Here is an 18,362-nt window from a genome sequence, read left to right on the forward strand (position 1 = left end):
CATCGGCCCATCATTGTCACCCTTCTACCGCGGGCGCAGTTCAAAGGCCCGCACAGGCCAGCCAGAAGATGCCATGGACAAGACGACTTCCCGCCGCCGACTTTCCCTCCTTGCCACCCTGACACTCGCCGGAGCCGCCCAGGCCACCGCACCCGCCCCCGTCGTTCAGGGCACCACCCAGCAGGACGGCATAGCGGCTAAGCTCGGCGGACCTCCAGGATGGACACGCCAGCTTCTGAACCCTCACCACCGCGTCGCCGTCCCTCAACAACTTGCTGCAAGGGCCGTGTGACATTCTGAGACGTGCCAGTCGTCACCACTGAACTCTATCTGCTCGCTGCCGGAATACTCCTGCTCATCAGCCTGATCGTGAGCCGCTTGGGTGGACGGCTGGGCATTCCAGGCCTGTTGCTTTTCCTGGGGGTGGGGATGCTCGCCGGGTCGGATGGCCTGGGCATTCAGTTCAGCGATTATCAGCTGGCACAGGCCTTGGGGACCGTCGCGTTGTGTTTCATTCTGTTTCAAGGGGGTCTGACCACCAACTGGAGCGAGACGCGGCCCGTGATCCGGCGGGGGCTGAGTCTGGCGACGCTGGGCGTGCTCATCACGGCGGGCGTGATGGCCGTTTTCACGCATTACGCTCTGAACCTGCCGTGGCTGGTGGCGTGGCTCCTGGGCGCAGTGGTTAGCAGCACCGATGCCTCGGCAGTCTTCAGCGTTCTCAAGGAGCGGGCGCTGGGCTTGAAAGGAGACATCGGACCTTTATTGGAGTTCGAATCGGGTGGCAACGATCCGATGGCCGTGTTTCTGACCGTGGGTCTGCTGGAACTGATCGCCCACCCCAGCATGGGCGTGCTAGACATCATTCCTCTGTTCGCGCAGCAAATGGTCATTGGTGGCGTGTTGGGCATGGTCTTGGGCCGAGGGGCGCTGTTCATGCTCAACCGTCTGCAATTGCAATTTGAGGGCCTGTATTCGGTTCTGACCCTGGCCCTGGCGCTGACCATCTTCAGCGTCACAGCGGTGGTGGGTGGCAGCGGCTTTCTGGCCATCTTCGTCGCTGGCATCATCCTGGGGAACGCCGACTTCCTGCACAAGCGCAGCCTGCTTTCATTTCATGACGGTCTGGCCTGGCTGATGCAGGTGGCCATGTTCCTGACGCTGGGCCTGCTGGTCAATCCGCGCGAGCTGCTGCCCACAGCCGGACTCGCGCTGGCCTGCGCGCTGGTGCTGGTCTTCGTGGCCCGGCCCGTCAGTGTGGTCGTCAGCCTGGCTGCCTCACGCATGCCGTTCAGTCACAAGGCGATGGTGGGCTGGGTGGGCCTGCGCGGCGCGGTTCCCATTGTGCTCGCCACTTTTCCGTTGCTGGCCGGAGTTCCGCAGGCACAGGAGCTGTTCAATATTGTCTTTTTCATCGTGCTGACCAGCGTGCTGTTGCAAGGCACCACGCTTACCACCATGGCGGATCTGCTGGGCCTGCGTGAAACCCGCACCGCACCGTCCACTCCACCCATGACCTACACGCCCACTGGACATAGTAAGAATGCACTGGTAGAAGTCGAAGTGTGTCCGGGTAGTCTCGCTGACAACCAGCGCATCGTCGACCTGCATCTGCCCCCAGAGGCACTCGTGGTGCTGATTCACCGTGCGGACGAATACCTGATTCCGAGAGGTGCGACCCGGCTCATGGCCGGCGACAGCGTGCAGGTGCTGGCTCAGGCAGAGGAACTGCGCGAGGTTCAGCGCCAGCTGGGCCATGAGGCCTGATCGGGTTTCGGGCGGAATGACGTCCCGTCAGGAATTCCGGTGATGCCTGTGCTTGCCTACCCTGCTTGAAGTTTGGCGAAGCGTCCCAGACCGCAAGTGCTGCATCAGGTAAGGATTCACTGTCCGAAATCGAGAGAAGAGGGTCATGTGAATGCATAACCCGCTCGCCGTGCCTGTCTTTGCCGCCGAATATCTCTGGCGCCAGTCCTGCCGAGCTGATTCGAACACAACTTAGATGCGTCATGGAATTCCTGTGTTTTGATCTCAAAATGATTTTTGAGTTTCTATACACTCATTTATATATGAGAAGTTGCTACTATTTGATAAGGCGTAGTCAGTGTGCATTTTGACCTTAAGTATAGAGCTATACATTCGTGGACAAGGTTTAATTGCATGAGGTGAAAAATCATAGATGCGGAGCTGTGTCAGACGCTAATAACCGAATTGACTGAAATTTTCGGTTCTACCGTGACCCGATTGCGACCATTGTACTTGGAAGTGTAAAGTGCCGCGTCTGCGACATTCATGCTGCGTTCCAGCGTGTCGCGCGAGGCGCTATTGAAGCGTGCCACTCCAATGCTCAAGGTGATGGAGAAGTGCGCCCGTCGTGCTCCAGCCGAAGCGACTCGACGGCGGCGCCCAGGCTGCGTGCGGCAACTTCAGCCTCATCAAGCGTGACATCTGGCAGCAAGGCCACAAATTCCTCGCCGCCATAGCGGGCGAGCAGGTCTGATGGACGATGATTCGAGCCACAGATCCGGGCTGTCTCCCGCAACACCTAATCGCCCGCCAAGTGCCCGTAGGTGTCGTTGATGCTTTTAAAATGGTCAATATCGAGCATCAGGAGGGCAAAACGTCGATTTTCCTGCCGTGCCTGTGTCGCCTGGCTTTCGGCCAGTTCAAGAAACTGCCGCCGATTAGTGGTTCCGGTGAGGCCATCGGTCTGTGCGAGCATTTCCAATTGACGCTCCGCTTCGCGGCGGTCCGTGATGTCGAAGAGCACCAGCGCGTTCCTGTAGAGCGAGTCTGAGCAGAGACGAAAATGCGACAGATCACCCTGAGGAGGTGAATTCTCTCTCCCCTCGCTTTTGAGCTGTTCAAAACAGTTCTTTGCTTTTAAAAGGCAAGAATTCAGTCGGTGTGACTAATCATCCTCTGACTTTTCTGGAAGATTTTCCTCACGAGAGGGCATTTCGCTGCCGCACCAGACGAAAGGAGGGCCAGCCCTTACTGGTCTGGGTGGCCCTGAGAGTCGTTGTGTTTCAATTCGTAAAGCTTAGCCGTCATTGTTGGTGCTTCCAACTCCGCACCGAATAGACCGTTTTTCCTTTGGACTTGGAACTGGAGCGTCCCAATCAGACGCGGGTAAAGCATTAGGGCTATATCACCGCAGGCCAGGAGAAATAGACCGTGCAGCACCTGGCCACTGTGCAGGTACGGCTTCGTTCAAAGAAGGCGAGAGCATCCCGTTAGAGCTCTTCAGAACGTCGGTTTTCTCAAGCTTTGTGGTCATTTCTGTGCGCATGGTGCGGGGCGGCACCTTGCAACTGTGACCCGCAATTGCATGAATTCACTGCCTGTACCCGTCAACTATCCTCCACAACACCCACATCACCTGGCTAAACGAGCGGTCAAGGCCCTTAACTGTGCCGGACGAAAGCCGTGGGTCACTAGCGCGGGCAATTTCAGCTCCGCCGCCCTGTCGGAATTCCACAGTGCCAGATGCGCGGTTCGCCGCCCTTTCAAGTCCTGTGCAAGTTGCTGAACAGCCTCGCCGACGTCCCAGCGCTCAGTGGTGGCCAGCAAAATGGCGGCATCCGGGAACTCGGAGAGCAGGGCGGTCACCCCAGATAGATCCTGTCCGTCGTGCACGGCCAGGTGTAGTTCTGGAAAAGTCGGCCGCAAGGCTTCGGCCAGAGCTTCACCGCTCAGACTGTCGCCGTAGGGTCCGCCCAGCCCAGGCTGCCGGTGAGCGATCAGCACCACCGTCTCGTGAGGATCAAGCCTGGGAATGCTGCCCACCTGCTGCAGGCTGCGCTGGGCGATAGCGTCAGTCCACGCCTCGTCTGCCTGCCGCTGCGCTGCCCGGTATGGCCGAGGACTCCCGGGGAAACGGCGTGCCGCTTTCTCCAGCCGTCCCACCGCTTCCGCCAGCCGCTCTGCCGAGAGTTCGTTCGCCCGAAGCGCACGCTCGACGGCCCCCAGGTGGCGGACATGAATGTCGAGATCACCGTGACCACAGCTCAGCACGGCGTCTGCTCCAGCGTGGAGGGCCAGCGCCGCGCCGTGTCCATCCGGATAGCGGTCCGCCACCGCCCGCATGTCCATCGCGTCGGTGACGACCACGCCGTCGTAGCCCCAGTCACGCCGCAACAAATCATGGAGCAGGTGCCGAGAGAGGGTCGCGGGCTCTTCGGCGTCGATTTGTGGATAAAGAATGTGGGCGGTCATGATGCTGCCCAGATTTGCCTGGACGGCCGCCTGGAAAGGCCGCCATTCTACAGCCTCCAATTCGGCGCGAGATTTGTCCACCACGGGCAGCGCCAAGTGGCTGTCAGTGCGAGTGTCACCGTGGCCAGGAAAATGCTTGACCGAGCTCATGACACCCATTTCCTCACTGCCCTGCGCCCAGGCGACGCCCAGTTCAGCCACCACCTGCGGGTCTGCGCCGAAGGAGCGTTCGCCGATCACCGGGTTCAGCGGGTCCACATTCACATCTAGGCTGGGTGCGTAATTCCAGTTGAGGCCCAGCTCAATAATTCCGCGCGCCGCCACCCGTCCGGCCTCCCGCGCGGCTTCCACGTCGTTCAGCCAGCCCAGCGCCTGTGGCGTTGGTGCGTGGGGAACGTCCAGCCGGCGCAACACGGCTCCACCCTCCTGATCGGTGGCAATCAGGGCGTCGTGACCGAGCGCGTCGCGGATGTCCCGCACGAGCCGCGCCGTCCTTTCCGGCGTCGTGATGTTGCGCGCAAACAGGCAGATGCCACCGAAGCCGTAGAGCGCCAGAAAGCGGCCCTGCTCCGGTGTCAGGTCAGGACCGGGCAGATCGACGATCAGGGTCCGGGCAGGATTCATCGAAGGTCACCTTCCACAAGGCGGGTGGCGGCCAGCGGGCGATAGATCGTGAACAGCCGCCTCCTGGCCTGTCCACGGTTCATCTGGCCCCTCACTTCACCGCGCCTTCCATGCCGCGCATAAAGAGCCTTTGAGCGGCCAAGAAGACCAGCAGGACGGGCAGCATCATGATGATCGAACCGGCGGCAATGTTGAACGGGTCGTAATTGAACTGCCCCTTGAGCTTCAACACCGCCACGCTCAGCGGCACGGCATCGGGTGCACCAGACAGCGCCAGCATGGGCCAGAAGTAGGCGTTCCAGGTGCCCACCAGGGTAAAAATGCCCAGGGCGGCCAGCGACGGCACGCTCAGGGGCAGCATAATGCGGGTCAAGATGGTCAACTCGCCCGCACCGTCCAGACGGGCCGCTTCTAACAGTGCTTGCGGGATGCTCAGAAACGCCTGCCGCATCAGAAAGATGCCGAAGGCCGCCGCCACCGTGGGCAGCACCACCCCCAGGTGGGTTCCCAGCAGCCCCATCTTCTTCAGGGTCAGGGTGTTCACGATAAAGGTGGTCTCGCCGGGCAAGACCAGTGTGGCGATAATTACCGCGAAGATCAGGCCCTTGCCCGGAAAGCGGAAGCGGGCCAGCGGGTAGGCGGCCAGCGCCGAGACCAGCAGTGTCCCGATGATGGTCATGCCTGTTATGGAAATGCTGTTCCAGACGTACTTGCCAAGACTGAAGGTACGGTACACGTCGACAAAGTTGTGCAGCGTAATCGCCTTCGGAAACAGGCTGGCCGGGAAGTTGTAGATGCTGCCGCCGGCCGTCTTGTCGGTCAGGGCGATGGCCAGTGTCCACAGGAAGGGGAAGATGGCAAACACCAGCACCGACAGCAAGATGGCGTAACGCAGGACGATCCGGCCCAGCTTCACGTTGCGTCGGCGCGGCGCGGCGGTCTGGGCGGGAGCGCGGACCACAAGACTCATGTTTCCCCTCCGTCACTCTCGCGGAACAGGCGGAAATTGGCCACGGACAGCAGCAAAGCCACCACAGCCACCACCAGTCCGGCGGCGCTCGCCAGTCCGTAATCGAAGTTGAACCCCTGGAATGCCTTGGAATACACGTACATCAGCGCGGTATAGGTGCTGTTGAGCGGCCCGCCGTTGGTCAGCACCAGCACCTCTTCGAGCACCCGCAGCGCGGCGATGGTGGACAGCAGGCTGCACAGCAAGATGGTGGGTTTCATCAGCGGCACGGTGATGTTCCAGAAGCGTTTCCACGCCGAGGCCCCGTCCAGCACCGCCGCTTCCTCCAGCTCGGCCGGAATGCTCTGAAGCCCGGCCAGATACAGCACCATGTAATAGCCGAAGCCGCGCCAGAAGGTCACCAGCATCACCGCCCAGAAAGCAGTGTTCTCGTTGTTCAGCCAGCCGAAGAAATTGCCCTGCGCGATCAGGTGCACGGCGCCCAGCGCCCAGTTCAACGTGCCTTCCTTGTTGTACACCCAGTCCCACATCACGGCGGCCAGCGAGATACTGGTGACCACCGGGATGTAATACGCCGCCCGGAAAAAAGCCATGCCAGGCAAATTCTTGTTGACCAGCACCGCCACCGAGAGCGAGGCCAGCTGTAACACCGGCACGATGACCAGATACTTGACGCTGTTGCCCAGCGCGGTCAGAAACAACGGATCGGCCGCCAGCGTGCGGAAATTCTCCAGCCCGATCCATTTCGGTGCGAGGCCCTGGGCAAAACGCGCCCCACCGTATTCGGTAAAGCCCAGATACGAGCCGTAAGCCAGCGGGTAAAAGGTAAACAGCGTGAGCAGGATCAGCGCCGGGGCCAGGAAGGCGTAAGACAGCAGGGTGTCGCGCAGCGATCCTCGGGGTCGGGGACGGGGGGAACTGGAACGCGGCGCCTTGGAACCGAGCGGCTGTGAACGGGCCATTTCATCACCTCCTTTCTTGGAAACCATTGGGGCAGGAAGGGGCGCTTTTGCTCCTTCTCGCAGACGGGACGTGGTGAGGGCTGTCCTCTGGAAGAGGCAAAACCCGCCCGTCAATCGCAGGGCGGGCAGCGGGAGGCAGAAGAGAGGCGCGGGCATCAGACCACACCTCTCTTCCAGGCCTCACTTCTTCATATTGGCGTTCCAGAACTTCACGGCGTCGTCCAGGGCGGCCTTGGGGGTTTTCTTACCCAGCAGCGCAGCCTCAATATTGTCGCTGAAGTTCTTGTACAGATCGTCGCTATTGCCCGGTGCCTTGAAGCCGGGGTTGATAAAGCGGCCCGACGCACCCACCAGGGCCGTGGCCTTGGCAATTGGGTCGCTGCTGGCCTGCTTGAAGAACGGATCGTTCTGGGCAGCGGCGGTGGTGGGAATAATCGGCACGATCTTGGCGAAGGCGATCTGGTTGGCATTGTTGGTGAAGAAGGCAGCCAGCTTGGCGGCCTCGGCGGGGTGTTTGCTGGCCTGCGGAATGACCATGCCCATGCTGGTGCCAGTCTGCACGTTGGCCTTGCCCAGCGGCGCGCCGGTGACCACCGTTTTGGCATAAAGGCCGGGGTTGGTGTCCTTGATGCGGTTCAGTGCCTGCGGTCCACCCACGATCATGGCGACCCGGTTCTGGGCGTACAGTTCCGTGGCGAGCTGGAAGGCCTCCTTGCGCAGCGCGTCTTCGGGGAAATAGCCGCCCTTGAACAGATCGACGTACTTCTGGAGCAGCGCCACATGGGCCGGGCTGTTGAAGGCCGCATTGCCCTTGGCGTCGTAGATCGGCAGTCCGTCCGAGTAGAAATAGCCCAGGAACGACGCGCCGCCGGGATCTTTGAGGGCCGGCACCCAGGCGTAGGCCCCGGTCTTGTCCTTGACGGTCTTGACCATGTTCAGGAGCTCGGTCATGTTTTTCGGCGCGCTGACGCCGGCCTTTTTCATCAGATCGGGGTTGTACAGCAGCACCCCCTCGTTCAACGAGCCGTACCAGGGATAGCCGTAGACCTTCCCGCCGACGGTGAAGTTGGCCAGGGTCTGCGGGTAGAAGGTGGACTTAAGGGTGGCAAGCGGCGTCAGGGCGTCCACGTTTCGCAGGAAGCCGTTCTGGGCCGCCTTGCCGGTTTCGTCAATGTTCAGGTTGACCACGTCGGGGGCGTTGCCCAGGTTCACGCTGGCGATGAAGTCCTGCACCATGCTCTCTTGCTTGTCGAACCAGTTGACCTTGATGCCGGGGTTGGCCTTCTCGAAGGCGGCGATGGTGTCCTTGATGTAGGGGTCAAACTTGGGGCTGAGGTACCACGTCCAGAAGGTAATCTCGGTAGGCTTCTGCGCGGCGGCAGGCGCGGAAACGGTGGCCAGACCGAGGCCGAGGGTCAGAGCGAACAGCACTTTCTTGTGGGACTGTTTCATGGTCTTCCTCCTGTGGAAGTAAGGTTGGCGGGAAAATTGGGGGTCAGTACTTTTTGTCCACGACACTCTCAGCAGTGACGCGCAGCATGGCGTTGGATTCGGGACGGTGGGACAGGACGGCGGCGTAAAGAACTTCAAGCAGCATGATCTGGCTGGTGAGGGTATCGAGCACGGCGTCGGTCAGGGGATCTTCCTGCGCGGCGGTGAAGAGCACAGCGTTGGCGTGGCGGGTGATCGGGCTGCTGGCGCGGTGGGTGATCGCCACGGTGTAGACCCCACACGACTGCGCCAGTCTCAGGTGCTGCACGGTGTCGATGGTGCTGCCCGAACTGCTCAGGCCAATCGCCACCCCCCCGCGCGGCAGCGTGCTGATGCTCACGGCAGCCACGTGTGGATCGGTGTACGCACTGGAGGTAATGCCAATACGCATCAGGCGGTGGGCGAAGAACTGGGCGATCATGCCGCTGTTGCCCTGGCCTGTCAGATCAACCCGGGGCGCGCGCGCCAGCAGCTGGGCGACATCCTCCAGCGTGCCCGGATCCAGCAGGCGTGCGGTGTCATCCAGGGTGCGCGCGGCCTGTCCGAACAGGCGCTCGGTGGCTGTGGGGCGGTCACCGCCCTGCTCGTGTGCCGTTCGGCCACGCTGCTCTCGCCCGCCCAGATCCGCGGCCAGCGCGATCTTGAAGGCGTGGAAGCCGGCGTAGTCCAGCTTGCGACACAGCCGCGTGATCGTGGCCTCGGACACCCCCACGCTGGTGGCCACCTCGGTGATGGTCTGGTGAACGGCGCTGTCTGCGTGTTGAACGACATGTTCGGCTACCCGGCGCAGGCTGGGCGAGAGGCTATGGGCTTGAAGGCGAATGCGGCCAATGGCCCCATTGGATGGGGAACTGAGCGGTGGAGCTTGAAGCTGGGTCATGAGCTGGCCCCCTGTGCTTGGACGATCCCTGCCTGGAATGGGTGGTTATCGTCGTGCCCTGCAATGTGACTGTGTTAACAGAGTACACATGAAAATAATTTTTGTCAAGAACCAGACAAGTCTAAAAATTATTTTTAACAGTCGAGTTGGATGATTGGAGAGCCTAGGTGCGCGCGAGAGTAGTTTCAGAGGCATACGCTGGGCTTTTAATCTGCACAACGCAGCTGTGAAGGTGTTCCGGACAGCGGTCCGGCCTGTGACATGGTGCTGATCTGCTGCAAGGAGCGACATGTTGTTGCCGCTCTGCGAGAACTGCTGTAGGTCACCCGTCGCGTGTGACCAGTGGACCTGACCAGATCCGCTGCAACACCCTGGTAGGGTCTCCCAGCGCGCGCTCCGCGACACCAGCAACCCAGTTAACTCGGTGGCCATCACCTCAGGTGGGGCAAGGGCCGCGTGAGTCTCGAACATACCATCACACCAGATTTCCTGAGTCCGGCAACGGCTGCTGGGCGCCGGCGCTCCGCTGGAGCAGAGTCGCTGGAATTTCAGAACAGCAGGGCTGTCTCGGTGGCCGCAAGGCAGGGCGGCGCTGTCAACCCACATAGCCGGAGCCACTGGAGGAAGGTGACATCCAGGGGAAGGGCCTCCCGGAGGACCCTCAGACCGGCAGACTGAAGCCGAAGGTAGCGCCCTGACCGGGAATGGACGTGGCCCAGACGCGGCCGCCATGCCGCAGGATGATCCGCTGCACAGTGGCAAGTCCCACGCCGACGCCCTCGAACTCGTCTTGATGATGTAAGCGCTGAAAGTCCTTGAACAGGCGCTCGGCGAGCCGGGGGTCGAAGCCCACCCCGTTGTCGCTGATTTCGACAATCCATTCCTCAGCCTTCCGCTGGGCCACGACGGTCACGCCCGCTTGCGGCTGCGTCCGGGAATATTTCAAGGCGTTGCTCAAGAGGTTCCACACCACCTGTCTGAGCAGCACCTCATCTCCCTGAACCGTGGGCAGTGGACCGATGTTCCAATCAATGTGGCGTTCCTTCAGGTCCAGCTCCAGATCCTGCTTGACCTGCTCAAACAGGTTGAGGAGATTGACGGACGACCGTGAAATCTGGCTGCGCGACGACTGGGCCAGCGCGAGCAGACCGGAAACGAGCGCGTCCATGCGCGACGCTGCCTGCACGATCACCTCCAGGTGGCGCGCGGCCTTGACTGGATCATTTCTCTCCAAAGACCGCTCAAGCAGACCGGCGAAACTGGTGATGTGACGGATGGGCGTGCGCAGGTCGTGCGACACGCTGTAGCTGAAGGCGTCCAGATCCGCGTTGAGCAGCCGGAGCTCCTCCGTGCGTTCGGCCACCTGCTGTTCCAGCTGCGCCTGCCAGGCCAGGCGTTCACGTTCGGTCCGCTTGTGTTCCCTGATGTCGCGCGTAACGGTCGCGTACCCGACGGGCATGTTCGTCGCAGGATCAGTCACCGTGAAGATGGTGCGGTGAACGACGATCTCTTCACCCGTGGCCTGGTGAATCAGCCGCATCTCGCCGTCCCAGCTGCCTGTTTCACGCACCTGGGGCCACGCGTCGTCCACCAGTTGGCTGCGGTCGTCAGGATGCACGAAGTCGGCCATGGTCAGATGGGCCGGAATGTCGTAGGGGAAGCCGATCAGGCGGCGGCCCGCGCCGTTGACGTAGATCAGGCGGTTGTGCAGATCTGAGAAAGCAATCAGGTCGGTGCTGGCCTCCGCCACCAGCGCAAGGCGGGTGCGTTCCTGATCGAGCCGCCGCTGCTCGGTGAGGTCACGCAGGTAGGCCGCAAAATAGGTGCGGTTCCCAAATTCAAGCGGGTGAAAGACGATCTCGCATGGGAAGAGCTCACCGCTGCGCCGCTGCGCGTCAATCTGTACCCGGTGGTTGGCGATCTGCGGAATACGCGTGCTCAGGTAGCGCTGCAAACCACGCTCGTGGGCAACCCGGTAGGCAGGAGGAATAATCAGTTCACTGAGCGACTGTCCCAGCGCTTCCTGGCGGGTGTAGCAAAAAGTCCGCTCGGCAGCCGGGTTCCACTCCACAACCACGTTGTCCTGATCGATGGCGATGATGCAGTCCAGGGAAACTTGAAACACCGCACTGGCAAGAGCAGCGTGTGAAAGTGGATCGGGCGAGGACACGCTTCACTCTAGAGGTCTGACTCAGGGGAGTGTTAGGACGCAGGGGGGAGTCAGGGAGCGGCAACAGAAGGCCCAAGCGCTCACTTACTGGTGGAAAGTGCCCGTCCCATCTGCCCTCGTTGCCGCAGTCAACCTTACGCACTGACGATCAACAAGCTTGCATCCTGCGTCCTGGCGTTTGCCCTCTTCCCGCAATTCTAGCTCAGTGCCCTCTACAACCTGCCAGACTCCATTCTCTATTTTTTCGGCACAGTGTACGATGATCCACCCAGCCGTAGTAGATCCAGATCTGGTTTGCCATTCTTGTCTGGCAGGACAAAGGCGAACATCTGCTCCTGGTGACCGTCGCCGTACGTCAGCGTCAGGGTATAGCCCTTGACACTGTAGGTTCCGCTGGCTGCACTCTGATTGGTGGAAGCAAAGCCACCGGTCACATTGCCTGAAGACGTTCCCGTATCGGTGAATGTCGCACTGACGCCGCCGCTGCGCTCCCGGCTGAACTTGTTTCCAGGCAGGAAGTTCAAGGTATTCTGGAAAGCTCCGCTGACCGTGCTGCCCATGCCCCCGCCGACGAACGATTGGGCCGTGTAGGCACCGGCCAGCTTGACGCCCTCCAGCTTGAGCATGGGCTGATAGGTATCGCCATTGATCTCTAGCGCGCGCCCCACTGTCTTGAAGGGTTCAGGTTTCCCCTTGCCTATGGTGATCTTGCCGTTCTGGATGCGGTACGTTTCGCAGACAGGCAGACCGTTCGGATGGGTGCGGGTACAGTCGGCCTCATCCAGACTTGCGTCTGGTTCGTTGGTAAAGACGTACCCGGTCTTGCTGAACACCCGTACGTCCCAGCACAACCCACCGCAGCCGCCATAGCCCATTGCCGCCATGGGATCGGCGTACCAGTGAACGTAAGGGCCGCTCAGACCGCCACTGCCCTGAGGCGCAGGGGCTGCCCTGGCCGCGCCGTAACGTGGGATCGGCGTGGGCTTGACGACCCCTGTGCATCTCAGGCCAGGGCGGTACACACTGATCTCGCGCACACCTTCCTGGCTCTCGCTATAGGAACCGGTGGCGTCATTCAAGGCGCCGCCCGTAAATTCAAGGTCGCTCCAGCTCTGGTCCTGATCGCTCCGGAAATCGGAGCTGTAGCGCCCAGCCTGCCCATTCAGGCGATATTGCCCGTCCGCCAGAATTTCCAGCACGCCACTGCTTTTCCCGCTGTCCTTGAGCGTGCAGGCGTAGCTGGCGACCGCGGGGGTCTTGAGCTTGAATTCAAGCACGGCCAGATTCTCGCGCGGCCCGCGCTGGTAGCACTCGAAACTCAGGTCATCTTCCAGGACGTCCTCACCCACGTTGTTCAGGCTGAGTGCCTGCCCATGGTGGCCAAAATTGAGGTATCCGTCCGCCCCGTCGAGAGGCCCACCGTGCCAGCTCAACTTGACCAGACTGCTGTCCTTCCGGACACTGACGCTGCCTGAGCCATATGGCGTGCGGTACTTGCCACCGGGCAGGACCTGTACGGCCAGTTCTGGGGTCAGGCTGCTGCCCTTCTTGACCTGATAACAGCGAAATTCATCGGGGATAATCTGGGTTTCGGGATCGCCGCCCGCTGCCATGAACTGCGCGGCGTTCTGAGGCTTGATTGCGGGCATCGGCGTTTTCTTTCCCAGGAGAGAAGCCCCGGCCACCGATGGAGCAGTTCCCCCTGTGCCAGAGCCGGGCGTCGATTTGATCAACGCCGTCAGGGCCGGTGTCAGGGCGTTCATGGCAGCGCTGCTGGGGGCCACCAGGACATACAGGGTGGCCGTCTTGCCGGACAGTACCGCCGTATACAGCCGCTGCTGCACGCCCTGTGCCAGCTTGACGGTCACCGCCTTGATCAGCATGCTTGTGCCGGACGGCGTCTCGATCTCGCTCTGATCAGTGACTGGGCCGTCACTGGACAGCTGTTTGACGGCGGTGGCAAACCACACCCGCGCATCTCCCGACACGCCCTGATCGGGAATCAGCAGTATCAAGCCCTGTGAGGGACCGCCGGCGGGAGTCAGGGTGGCCATACCTTGATTCACCTGCAAACGCCAGCCAGGTGGCGGGGTGAAATCGACGCTGCCTGCCTTTTGCGCCTGAGCGCAGAGGGTTAGCAGAAGTAGACAGACTACACGGCTAAGGGTTTGGAACATTGGCATCGCCTCCTGTCAGACTTTGCGCTATAGCACGAAGTTTTTGTGCATCACCTTCAGTCGGCCTCAGGTCACGGCTGATCTGGCATAGCCCTGGGCCAGACCGTCGCCGAACGCATCGGCACTGGCCGCGGGTTATCCGTACCTGAATCAGTCAATCCACGGGGCTGCTGCAGCCTCGCAGTGTTACCCAGGAACGTGAGCGCAGGGATGGACAGTGTCCGAATCCGTCCCCAAGGATCGCCCATCCGGTTCATCAGCCTGGAAATCGAGCTGAGGAGGCCCGCAGTGTCCCCGCTCTGGCGCTGCGCTTCACCGGCCAAACCTGGAGTGACGAACGGAGCCAGAAACCAGTGGCAGGCGTTTTGGCATGAAGCAATCTACAATGTGGGAATAATAGGCATGCACTGATGACTGCTTGTAGCTCACGGCTATCCAGGAACAGCATGGGGAGATGAAGACTCGCGCCCGTTGCTCCGATGTCGCGTGTGACGCCTGCTGATTCATCGCCAGATGTCGCCCTGAACGTCCAGGTGTCGTTGGGGTGAACAAACCTGGGGCACTGGTCAGCTCTTCAATTTTGCTCTGTTTTTCGGAGGGTCAGGTCAGGTGCTGGACCGGGCTGTTAAATGTCGCCTGGGACGACGATCAGGAAAGGGGACAGACCTGAGGAACCCAGAGGCTGTCTCAGGCACGGTTTAGCGAAACGATTGATGGACCTCATGGCCCTCAGTTCTTCTGAGACATGCTCCCCCCCAATCAACGCCGCGCGGCCATGCTGGGTGGCCTGCTGACTCTGGCCCTTGGCTCCTGCGCCGTGGTGCAGCGCCCGGACACGGCAAAACCCAACGCCGGACTGAGCCTTCCGGCGGGTTTTCGGGCTTCAATCTATGCTCAGGACCTGGGTAAACCCCGGCTGATGGCGTTTGCTCCCAACGGAGACCTGTTCGTGACCGATGAAGGCAAAGACCCCGGCACCGGACGCGTGCTTGCTCTTCTGGACCGCGATCATGATGGCCGTCTGGAGACCACACAGATCTACTTGTCGGGGTTGAATCAGCCCAACAGCCTGGCTTTTCACGGGGGCTTCATGTATGTCGCCAACACAGATGGCATCATTCGCGTTCCTTACCAGGCCGGCGACGTAAAACCGGGAACTGAACCCGAGAAGATCATTGACCTGCCTGCGGGGGGGCAGCACCACTCGCGCACCATTGTCTTTGGACCGGACGACAAACTGTACGTGGCGGCGGGCAGCACCTGCAACGTCTGCGAGGAAACCGACCCTCACCGGGCCAGCGTCTGGGTCTACGATGCGGATGGCAGCAACGGACGCCCCTACGCCACGGGTCTACGGAACGCCGTGGGGCTGGAGTGGTTCGAGGGCACGTTGTACGCCACGGCCAACGGGCGTGACATGGCTGGAAACGACACTCCGCCCGAATCCTTCTTCCGGGTAATGGACGGTCAGAACTACGGTTGGCCGTATTGCTATCCAGTGGCGCCAGGCGAACCCCAGGTCTGGGACAAGGACTTTGGCAAGAAGTCGCCTGAGGTCTGTCAGGCCGCTCAACCGTCGTTCGCCACCACCACTGCCCACGCCGCGCCGCTGGGCATGGCTTTCTACACCGGCAACGCCTTTCCCGCCGAATACCGGGGACAGATGTTCGTGGCGCTGCATGGCTCATGGAACCGGCCCCAGAAGAGTGGTTACAGTGTCATCACTGTCGATCCAAAAACAGGGACCACGCGAGACTTTATGACCGGCTTCCTTGGGGCGCTGGGCCTGTCCACCTCGGGTCGTCCCGCCGACGTGCAGATGGCCCCGGACGGCGCCCTCTTCGTGACTGACGACGGCAATGGCGTGCTGTACCGGGTGACTTACCAGCAGCCCTGAATCCCTGTTTCTAACTCCACTGGGCCAACTCCTGTCTTTGCTGCTGGATGGGCGGTACAGGAGCTACGTAGTCGGAGCTGACGCAGCCAGCGATTGAAAGCTTCTGCCCCCGCCGGGCCAATCAAGAACTTCAGGTTCTGTGCAGCGCCACTAGCAGGGGCGCTGCGTAGGCATCTGCTCGAGTGGCATTGACGACAGGAATCATAGGCTCGAACACATCGGCGGGCACGCGCCTCAGCCCACCGCCCGCCAGCCCAGGAACAGGACCACCACACTTGCTATGCCCATCACCATTAGTGCCTGCGTGCGCGTCTTTTTCAGGTATAGCAGGATGCCGATGCCCGTCACTGCCACCAACGTCAGAACGATGCCACTCAGGTCGATGAGCCAGCTCCATGCTCCGCCTGTGTCACGGCCCTTGTGCAGGTCGTTCAACACCGCCACGCCGCCCTGCGCCAGGATATTGATGTTGTACCTGCCCGTCTGGGTGTCGATCACGGTGTCTGCGCTGTAGCCTGGCCCTAGGAAGCTAATGCTGGCCTCGGTGCCGTCCAGACGCGGCTCCTCGGCCCGTCCATGCAGACCCTGCTGGGCGCGCAGTTCCTCGGCCACGGTCAGCCAGTCCACTTCGGTTCCGTTGATCCATCCTGTCGGCAACGTCCCCGTGACCTCGCGCCTCACTTCAGAACTGCCAAAGGCCCAGTCGGGATGGTTGAGAGTGACTCCGGTTAACGCGAAGAACAGCACCACCAGCAGGCTGATCATGGAGGTGTAGGTATGCAGCCAGCGCAGCCAGACGTGGCTCCGCGCCTTGAGGGTTCGGGGCCGTGTGCCCGGACGTGACGTCCGGACCCCCTCCGATCCCTGCGGCTCAGGCTTTGCCGTAAGCGACACTGGCGGCCTCGATATCGTTGTCTGTGTCCAGCGTCTTCTTGAAGGCGCTGGCTCCCAAGGTGACCTTCTCGCGCACCAGGCTGTAGGGGCCGTGTTCGCGAGCAGTTTCGATGCACACGTAATAGTCACCCTGTTCGGACAGCTTTCCAGCGTCGGTCTTACCATCCCACTTGACGGCGTAGCTGCCAGGGTTGCGGGTGGCGCTGCTGACCGTGCTGACCAGGCTCGAATTTTGCCGGGTCCAGCGGCGCAATTCAGCCAGCCAGCGCGGATTCAGGCGATTTTGCTGCACCCAGACCGTCAGGTTGCGCATCGTGTTGCCCGTCTCGTCCTCAATCCAGATGGCGACGTAAGGGCGTTTGACGCGGCCAGTGGCCTGCGTGGCGACAGTGAAGTTCACGTCCAGTTCCATGCTGGTGGCCCAGGGCTTGCCCGTCGTGGCGGCGCCGACCAGACTGCCGGGTAGGACGCGTGAAAGGGTTAGGGCCGCGCCAGCGGCGGCGAGTTTGCGGATGAAAGTGCGTCGGGTGTCGGTCATGTCAGATTCTCCTGAGACAGAAATGGGTTATCAGCGTTTAACCGCGGTGAGTGATGGTTCTGGAGGGCCAGGCGGCCAGCCCCCACTGAAGTGCAGTTGCCCACTACCACCATCGGTCCCCACGATCAGGGCCGCGCAGCCAGCCAGACTGTTGACCAGGGTCAGGCCCTCAGCAACGTCGAGCACGCTCAGCGTGGTCGCGAGCGCGTCGGCAGTGGCACAACTGGGGGCCATCACCGTCACACCGGGAACGTCCTGAACATGCTGACCGCTGCGAGGGTCAATCAGGTGGGAGTGCCGGCGCCCTCCCACCTGCACCCCCCGGTGGGCACCGCCGCTGCTGGCCAGTGCGCCATTGTGGACATGCACACGGGTCAGCGGTGGAGCGTCGTCACGCGCGGTAAACGGATCGGCCACCGTGACGTCCAGCCCACGTCCACCGTAGGTCCGCAGATCACCGCCCGCATTGACCAGCACGGCCTGAATCCCGGGCATCTGCCAGACCCGCTCGGTCATGCGGTCCACGATCCAGCCCTTGGCCAGCGCGTTCAGGCCCAGCGGATACTGGGCGTGCAGGGTGACGGTGCCGTCGGGGTGCAGGGTCCAGGGATTGGCCTGAAGCTGCATGAGCACAGCAGCCATTTCCCCTGGGTCTGGCTCCTGGCAGAGGGCAGCCGCCCTTTGCCACAGCTGTCCCACAGCGTCCGCGCCGGGATGAAAGGCTCCAGCCGTCAATTCGCGCCAGCCATCAGCTAAGGCGAGCACTGTGTTCAATTCGTGACTGAGGTGGACCCGCATATCAGGGCGCGCCAGCCAGCGGGACAGCTCGCTGCCTGCGTCGAAGCGGTTGAAAATCCCTGCCAATCGCTCGAGCTCGTCCAGGGCCGCGCCCTCAGCGGCTTCAGCGTGCTGGCGGGTCTGTGCCACCACCTGGATCTCAAGTTCGGTGCCGAGGAGGCGCTCATAGACGCTGTGGAGCCGATAGGCAGGACGCAGCCCTGACAGGAGCGTGGCGAGGGGTCTGGTCACAGGCGTAGTCTGCACAGGTTTTTTGAAGATTTGATGCATGTTCTGCCCGTCTTCGGCTTGCGCAGCAGCCCGGTCCGCTACAGGGTGGTGCAGTTGCAAAGGCGACGAAGTGACCGCAGACACCACCTAAACACTGACCTGAACTCATGGCTGGCGAGACCATCTTTAGCAGATGAATCAGTCTCGTGATGCGCCGAACTGGGCCAGACCGGCATCAGTGGCTGACCACTGGGTCAACTCGAGCTTGGCTACGAACCGGGCTTTCAATTGCGGCAGGCCAGCTCGATAGACGTGGCCACACTGAATTCATGAGCCACATCGTGGGGCGTGAGAAGCGCTCGAATCACCGCCCTACCGCTCCAAAGTCTGCCAAAACGAATGCTCTGTTGCTCCGCTATTTTTCCCCCGCATCCGTTGCTCGAACAGGCTGACGGCCTTAGAGAGGAACCGCAGCACTAAGGAGATTTGTCCGGCACTGGCTCACCACAACCAGTGAATGACCGCCTCGATAT

At 61.4% G+C, this 18,362-nt stretch carries 12 protein-coding genes and 1 pseudogene; 2 read left to right on the plus strand and 11 right to left on the minus strand.

All coding sequences use genetic code 11. The features are described 5' to 3' along the window. Nucleotides 1-303: 303 nt before the first annotated feature. Complete coding sequence (locus HNQ08_RS14260; RefSeq protein ID WP_184133422.1) at nucleotides 304-1,767, plus strand: potassium/proton antiporter; 1,464 nt, start codon at nucleotides 304-306, stop codon at nucleotides 1,765-1,767. A 425-nt stretch (nucleotides 1,768-2,192) separates the two neighbouring features. Here HNQ08_RS14260 and HNQ08_RS27450 read toward each other — a convergent pair. The 8 genes and pseudogenes from HNQ08_RS27450 to HNQ08_RS14310 form a co-directional block, all read right to left on the minus strand. Next, a pseudogene (locus tag HNQ08_RS27450) lies at nucleotides 2,193-2,722 on the minus strand (GGDEF domain-containing protein). 656 nt (nucleotides 2,723-3,378) lie between these two features. After that, nucleotides 3,379-4,842 (minus strand): beta-N-acetylhexosaminidase, encoded by a 1,464-nt coding sequence (gene nagZ / locus HNQ08_RS14280; protein ID WP_184133436.1) that lies wholly within the window; start codon nucleotides 4,840-4,842, stop codon nucleotides 3,379-3,381. Between the two features lie 91 nt (nucleotides 4,843-4,933). Continuing rightward, entirely contained in the window at nucleotides 4,934-5,812 is an 879-nt protein-coding gene (locus HNQ08_RS14285) for a carbohydrate ABC transporter permease (protein WP_184133438.1), read from the minus strand. Next, entirely contained in the window at nucleotides 5,809-6,774 is a 966-nt protein-coding gene (locus HNQ08_RS14290) for a carbohydrate ABC transporter permease (RefSeq protein WP_184133440.1), read from the minus strand. Before HNQ08_RS14290 ends, HNQ08_RS14285 begins: the two co-directional genes overlap by 4 nt. 180 nt (nucleotides 6,775-6,954) lie before the next feature. Then, nucleotides 6,955-8,226, minus strand: coding sequence for an ABC transporter substrate-binding protein (locus HNQ08_RS14295; RefSeq protein WP_184133442.1), 1,272 nt, complete (start codon nucleotides 8,224-8,226; stop codon nucleotides 6,955-6,957). Between the two features lie 43 nt (nucleotides 8,227-8,269). Continuing rightward, a complete protein-coding gene (locus HNQ08_RS14300) occupies nucleotides 8,270-9,145 on the minus strand; it encodes a MurR/RpiR family transcriptional regulator (RefSeq protein WP_184133444.1) in 876 nt (291 codons plus the stop codon). Nucleotides 9,146-9,806: 661 nt separating this feature from the next. Beyond that, nucleotides 9,807-11,315, minus strand: a complete 1,509-nt coding sequence (locus HNQ08_RS28130; protein ID WP_184133446.1) for a sensor histidine kinase — start codon at nucleotides 11,313-11,315, stop codon at nucleotides 9,807-9,809. A gap of 236 nt (nucleotides 11,316-11,551) precedes the next feature. Beyond that, entirely contained in the window at nucleotides 11,552-13,369 is a 1,818-nt protein-coding gene (locus HNQ08_RS14310) for a lipocalin-like domain-containing protein (protein ID WP_184133448.1), read from the minus strand. Between the two features lie 868 nt (nucleotides 13,370-14,237). On the opposite strand from HNQ08_RS14310, the gene HNQ08_RS14315 reads away from it, so the two are divergent. Then, nucleotides 14,238-15,389 (plus strand): PQQ-dependent sugar dehydrogenase, encoded by a 1,152-nt coding sequence (locus HNQ08_RS14315; protein WP_229790065.1) that lies wholly within the window; start codon nucleotides 14,238-14,240, stop codon nucleotides 15,387-15,389. Between the two features lie 234 nt (nucleotides 15,390-15,623). On the opposite strand, the gene HNQ08_RS14320 is transcribed toward HNQ08_RS14315, so the two are convergent. The 3 genes from HNQ08_RS14320 to HNQ08_RS14330 are packed head-to-tail and all read right to left on the minus strand — an operon-like array spanning nucleotide 15,624 to nucleotide 17,850. Next, nucleotides 15,624-16,283, minus strand: coding sequence for a PepSY-associated TM helix domain-containing protein (locus HNQ08_RS14320; protein WP_184133450.1), 660 nt, complete (start codon nucleotides 16,281-16,283; stop codon nucleotides 15,624-15,626). After that, nucleotides 16,261-16,821 carry a DUF2271 domain-containing protein gene (locus HNQ08_RS14325; RefSeq protein WP_184133452.1) on the minus strand — a complete coding sequence of 187 codons (561 nt, stop codon included), beginning with the start codon at nucleotides 16,819-16,821 and terminating at the stop codon, nucleotides 16,261-16,263. Before HNQ08_RS14325 ends, HNQ08_RS14320 begins: the two co-directional genes overlap by 23 nt. Before the next feature lie 30 nt (nucleotides 16,822-16,851). Then, nucleotides 16,852-17,850, minus strand: a complete 999-nt coding sequence (locus HNQ08_RS14330) for an FAD:protein FMN transferase (protein ID WP_229790063.1) — start codon at nucleotides 17,848-17,850, stop codon at nucleotides 16,852-16,854. Between the last annotated feature and the right edge of the window lie 512 nt (nucleotides 17,851-18,362).

The organism is Deinococcus humi (genome assembly GCF_014201875.1).
GTDB classification, from domain to species: Bacteria; Deinococcota; Deinococci; order Deinococcales; family Deinococcaceae; genus Deinococcus; species Deinococcus humi.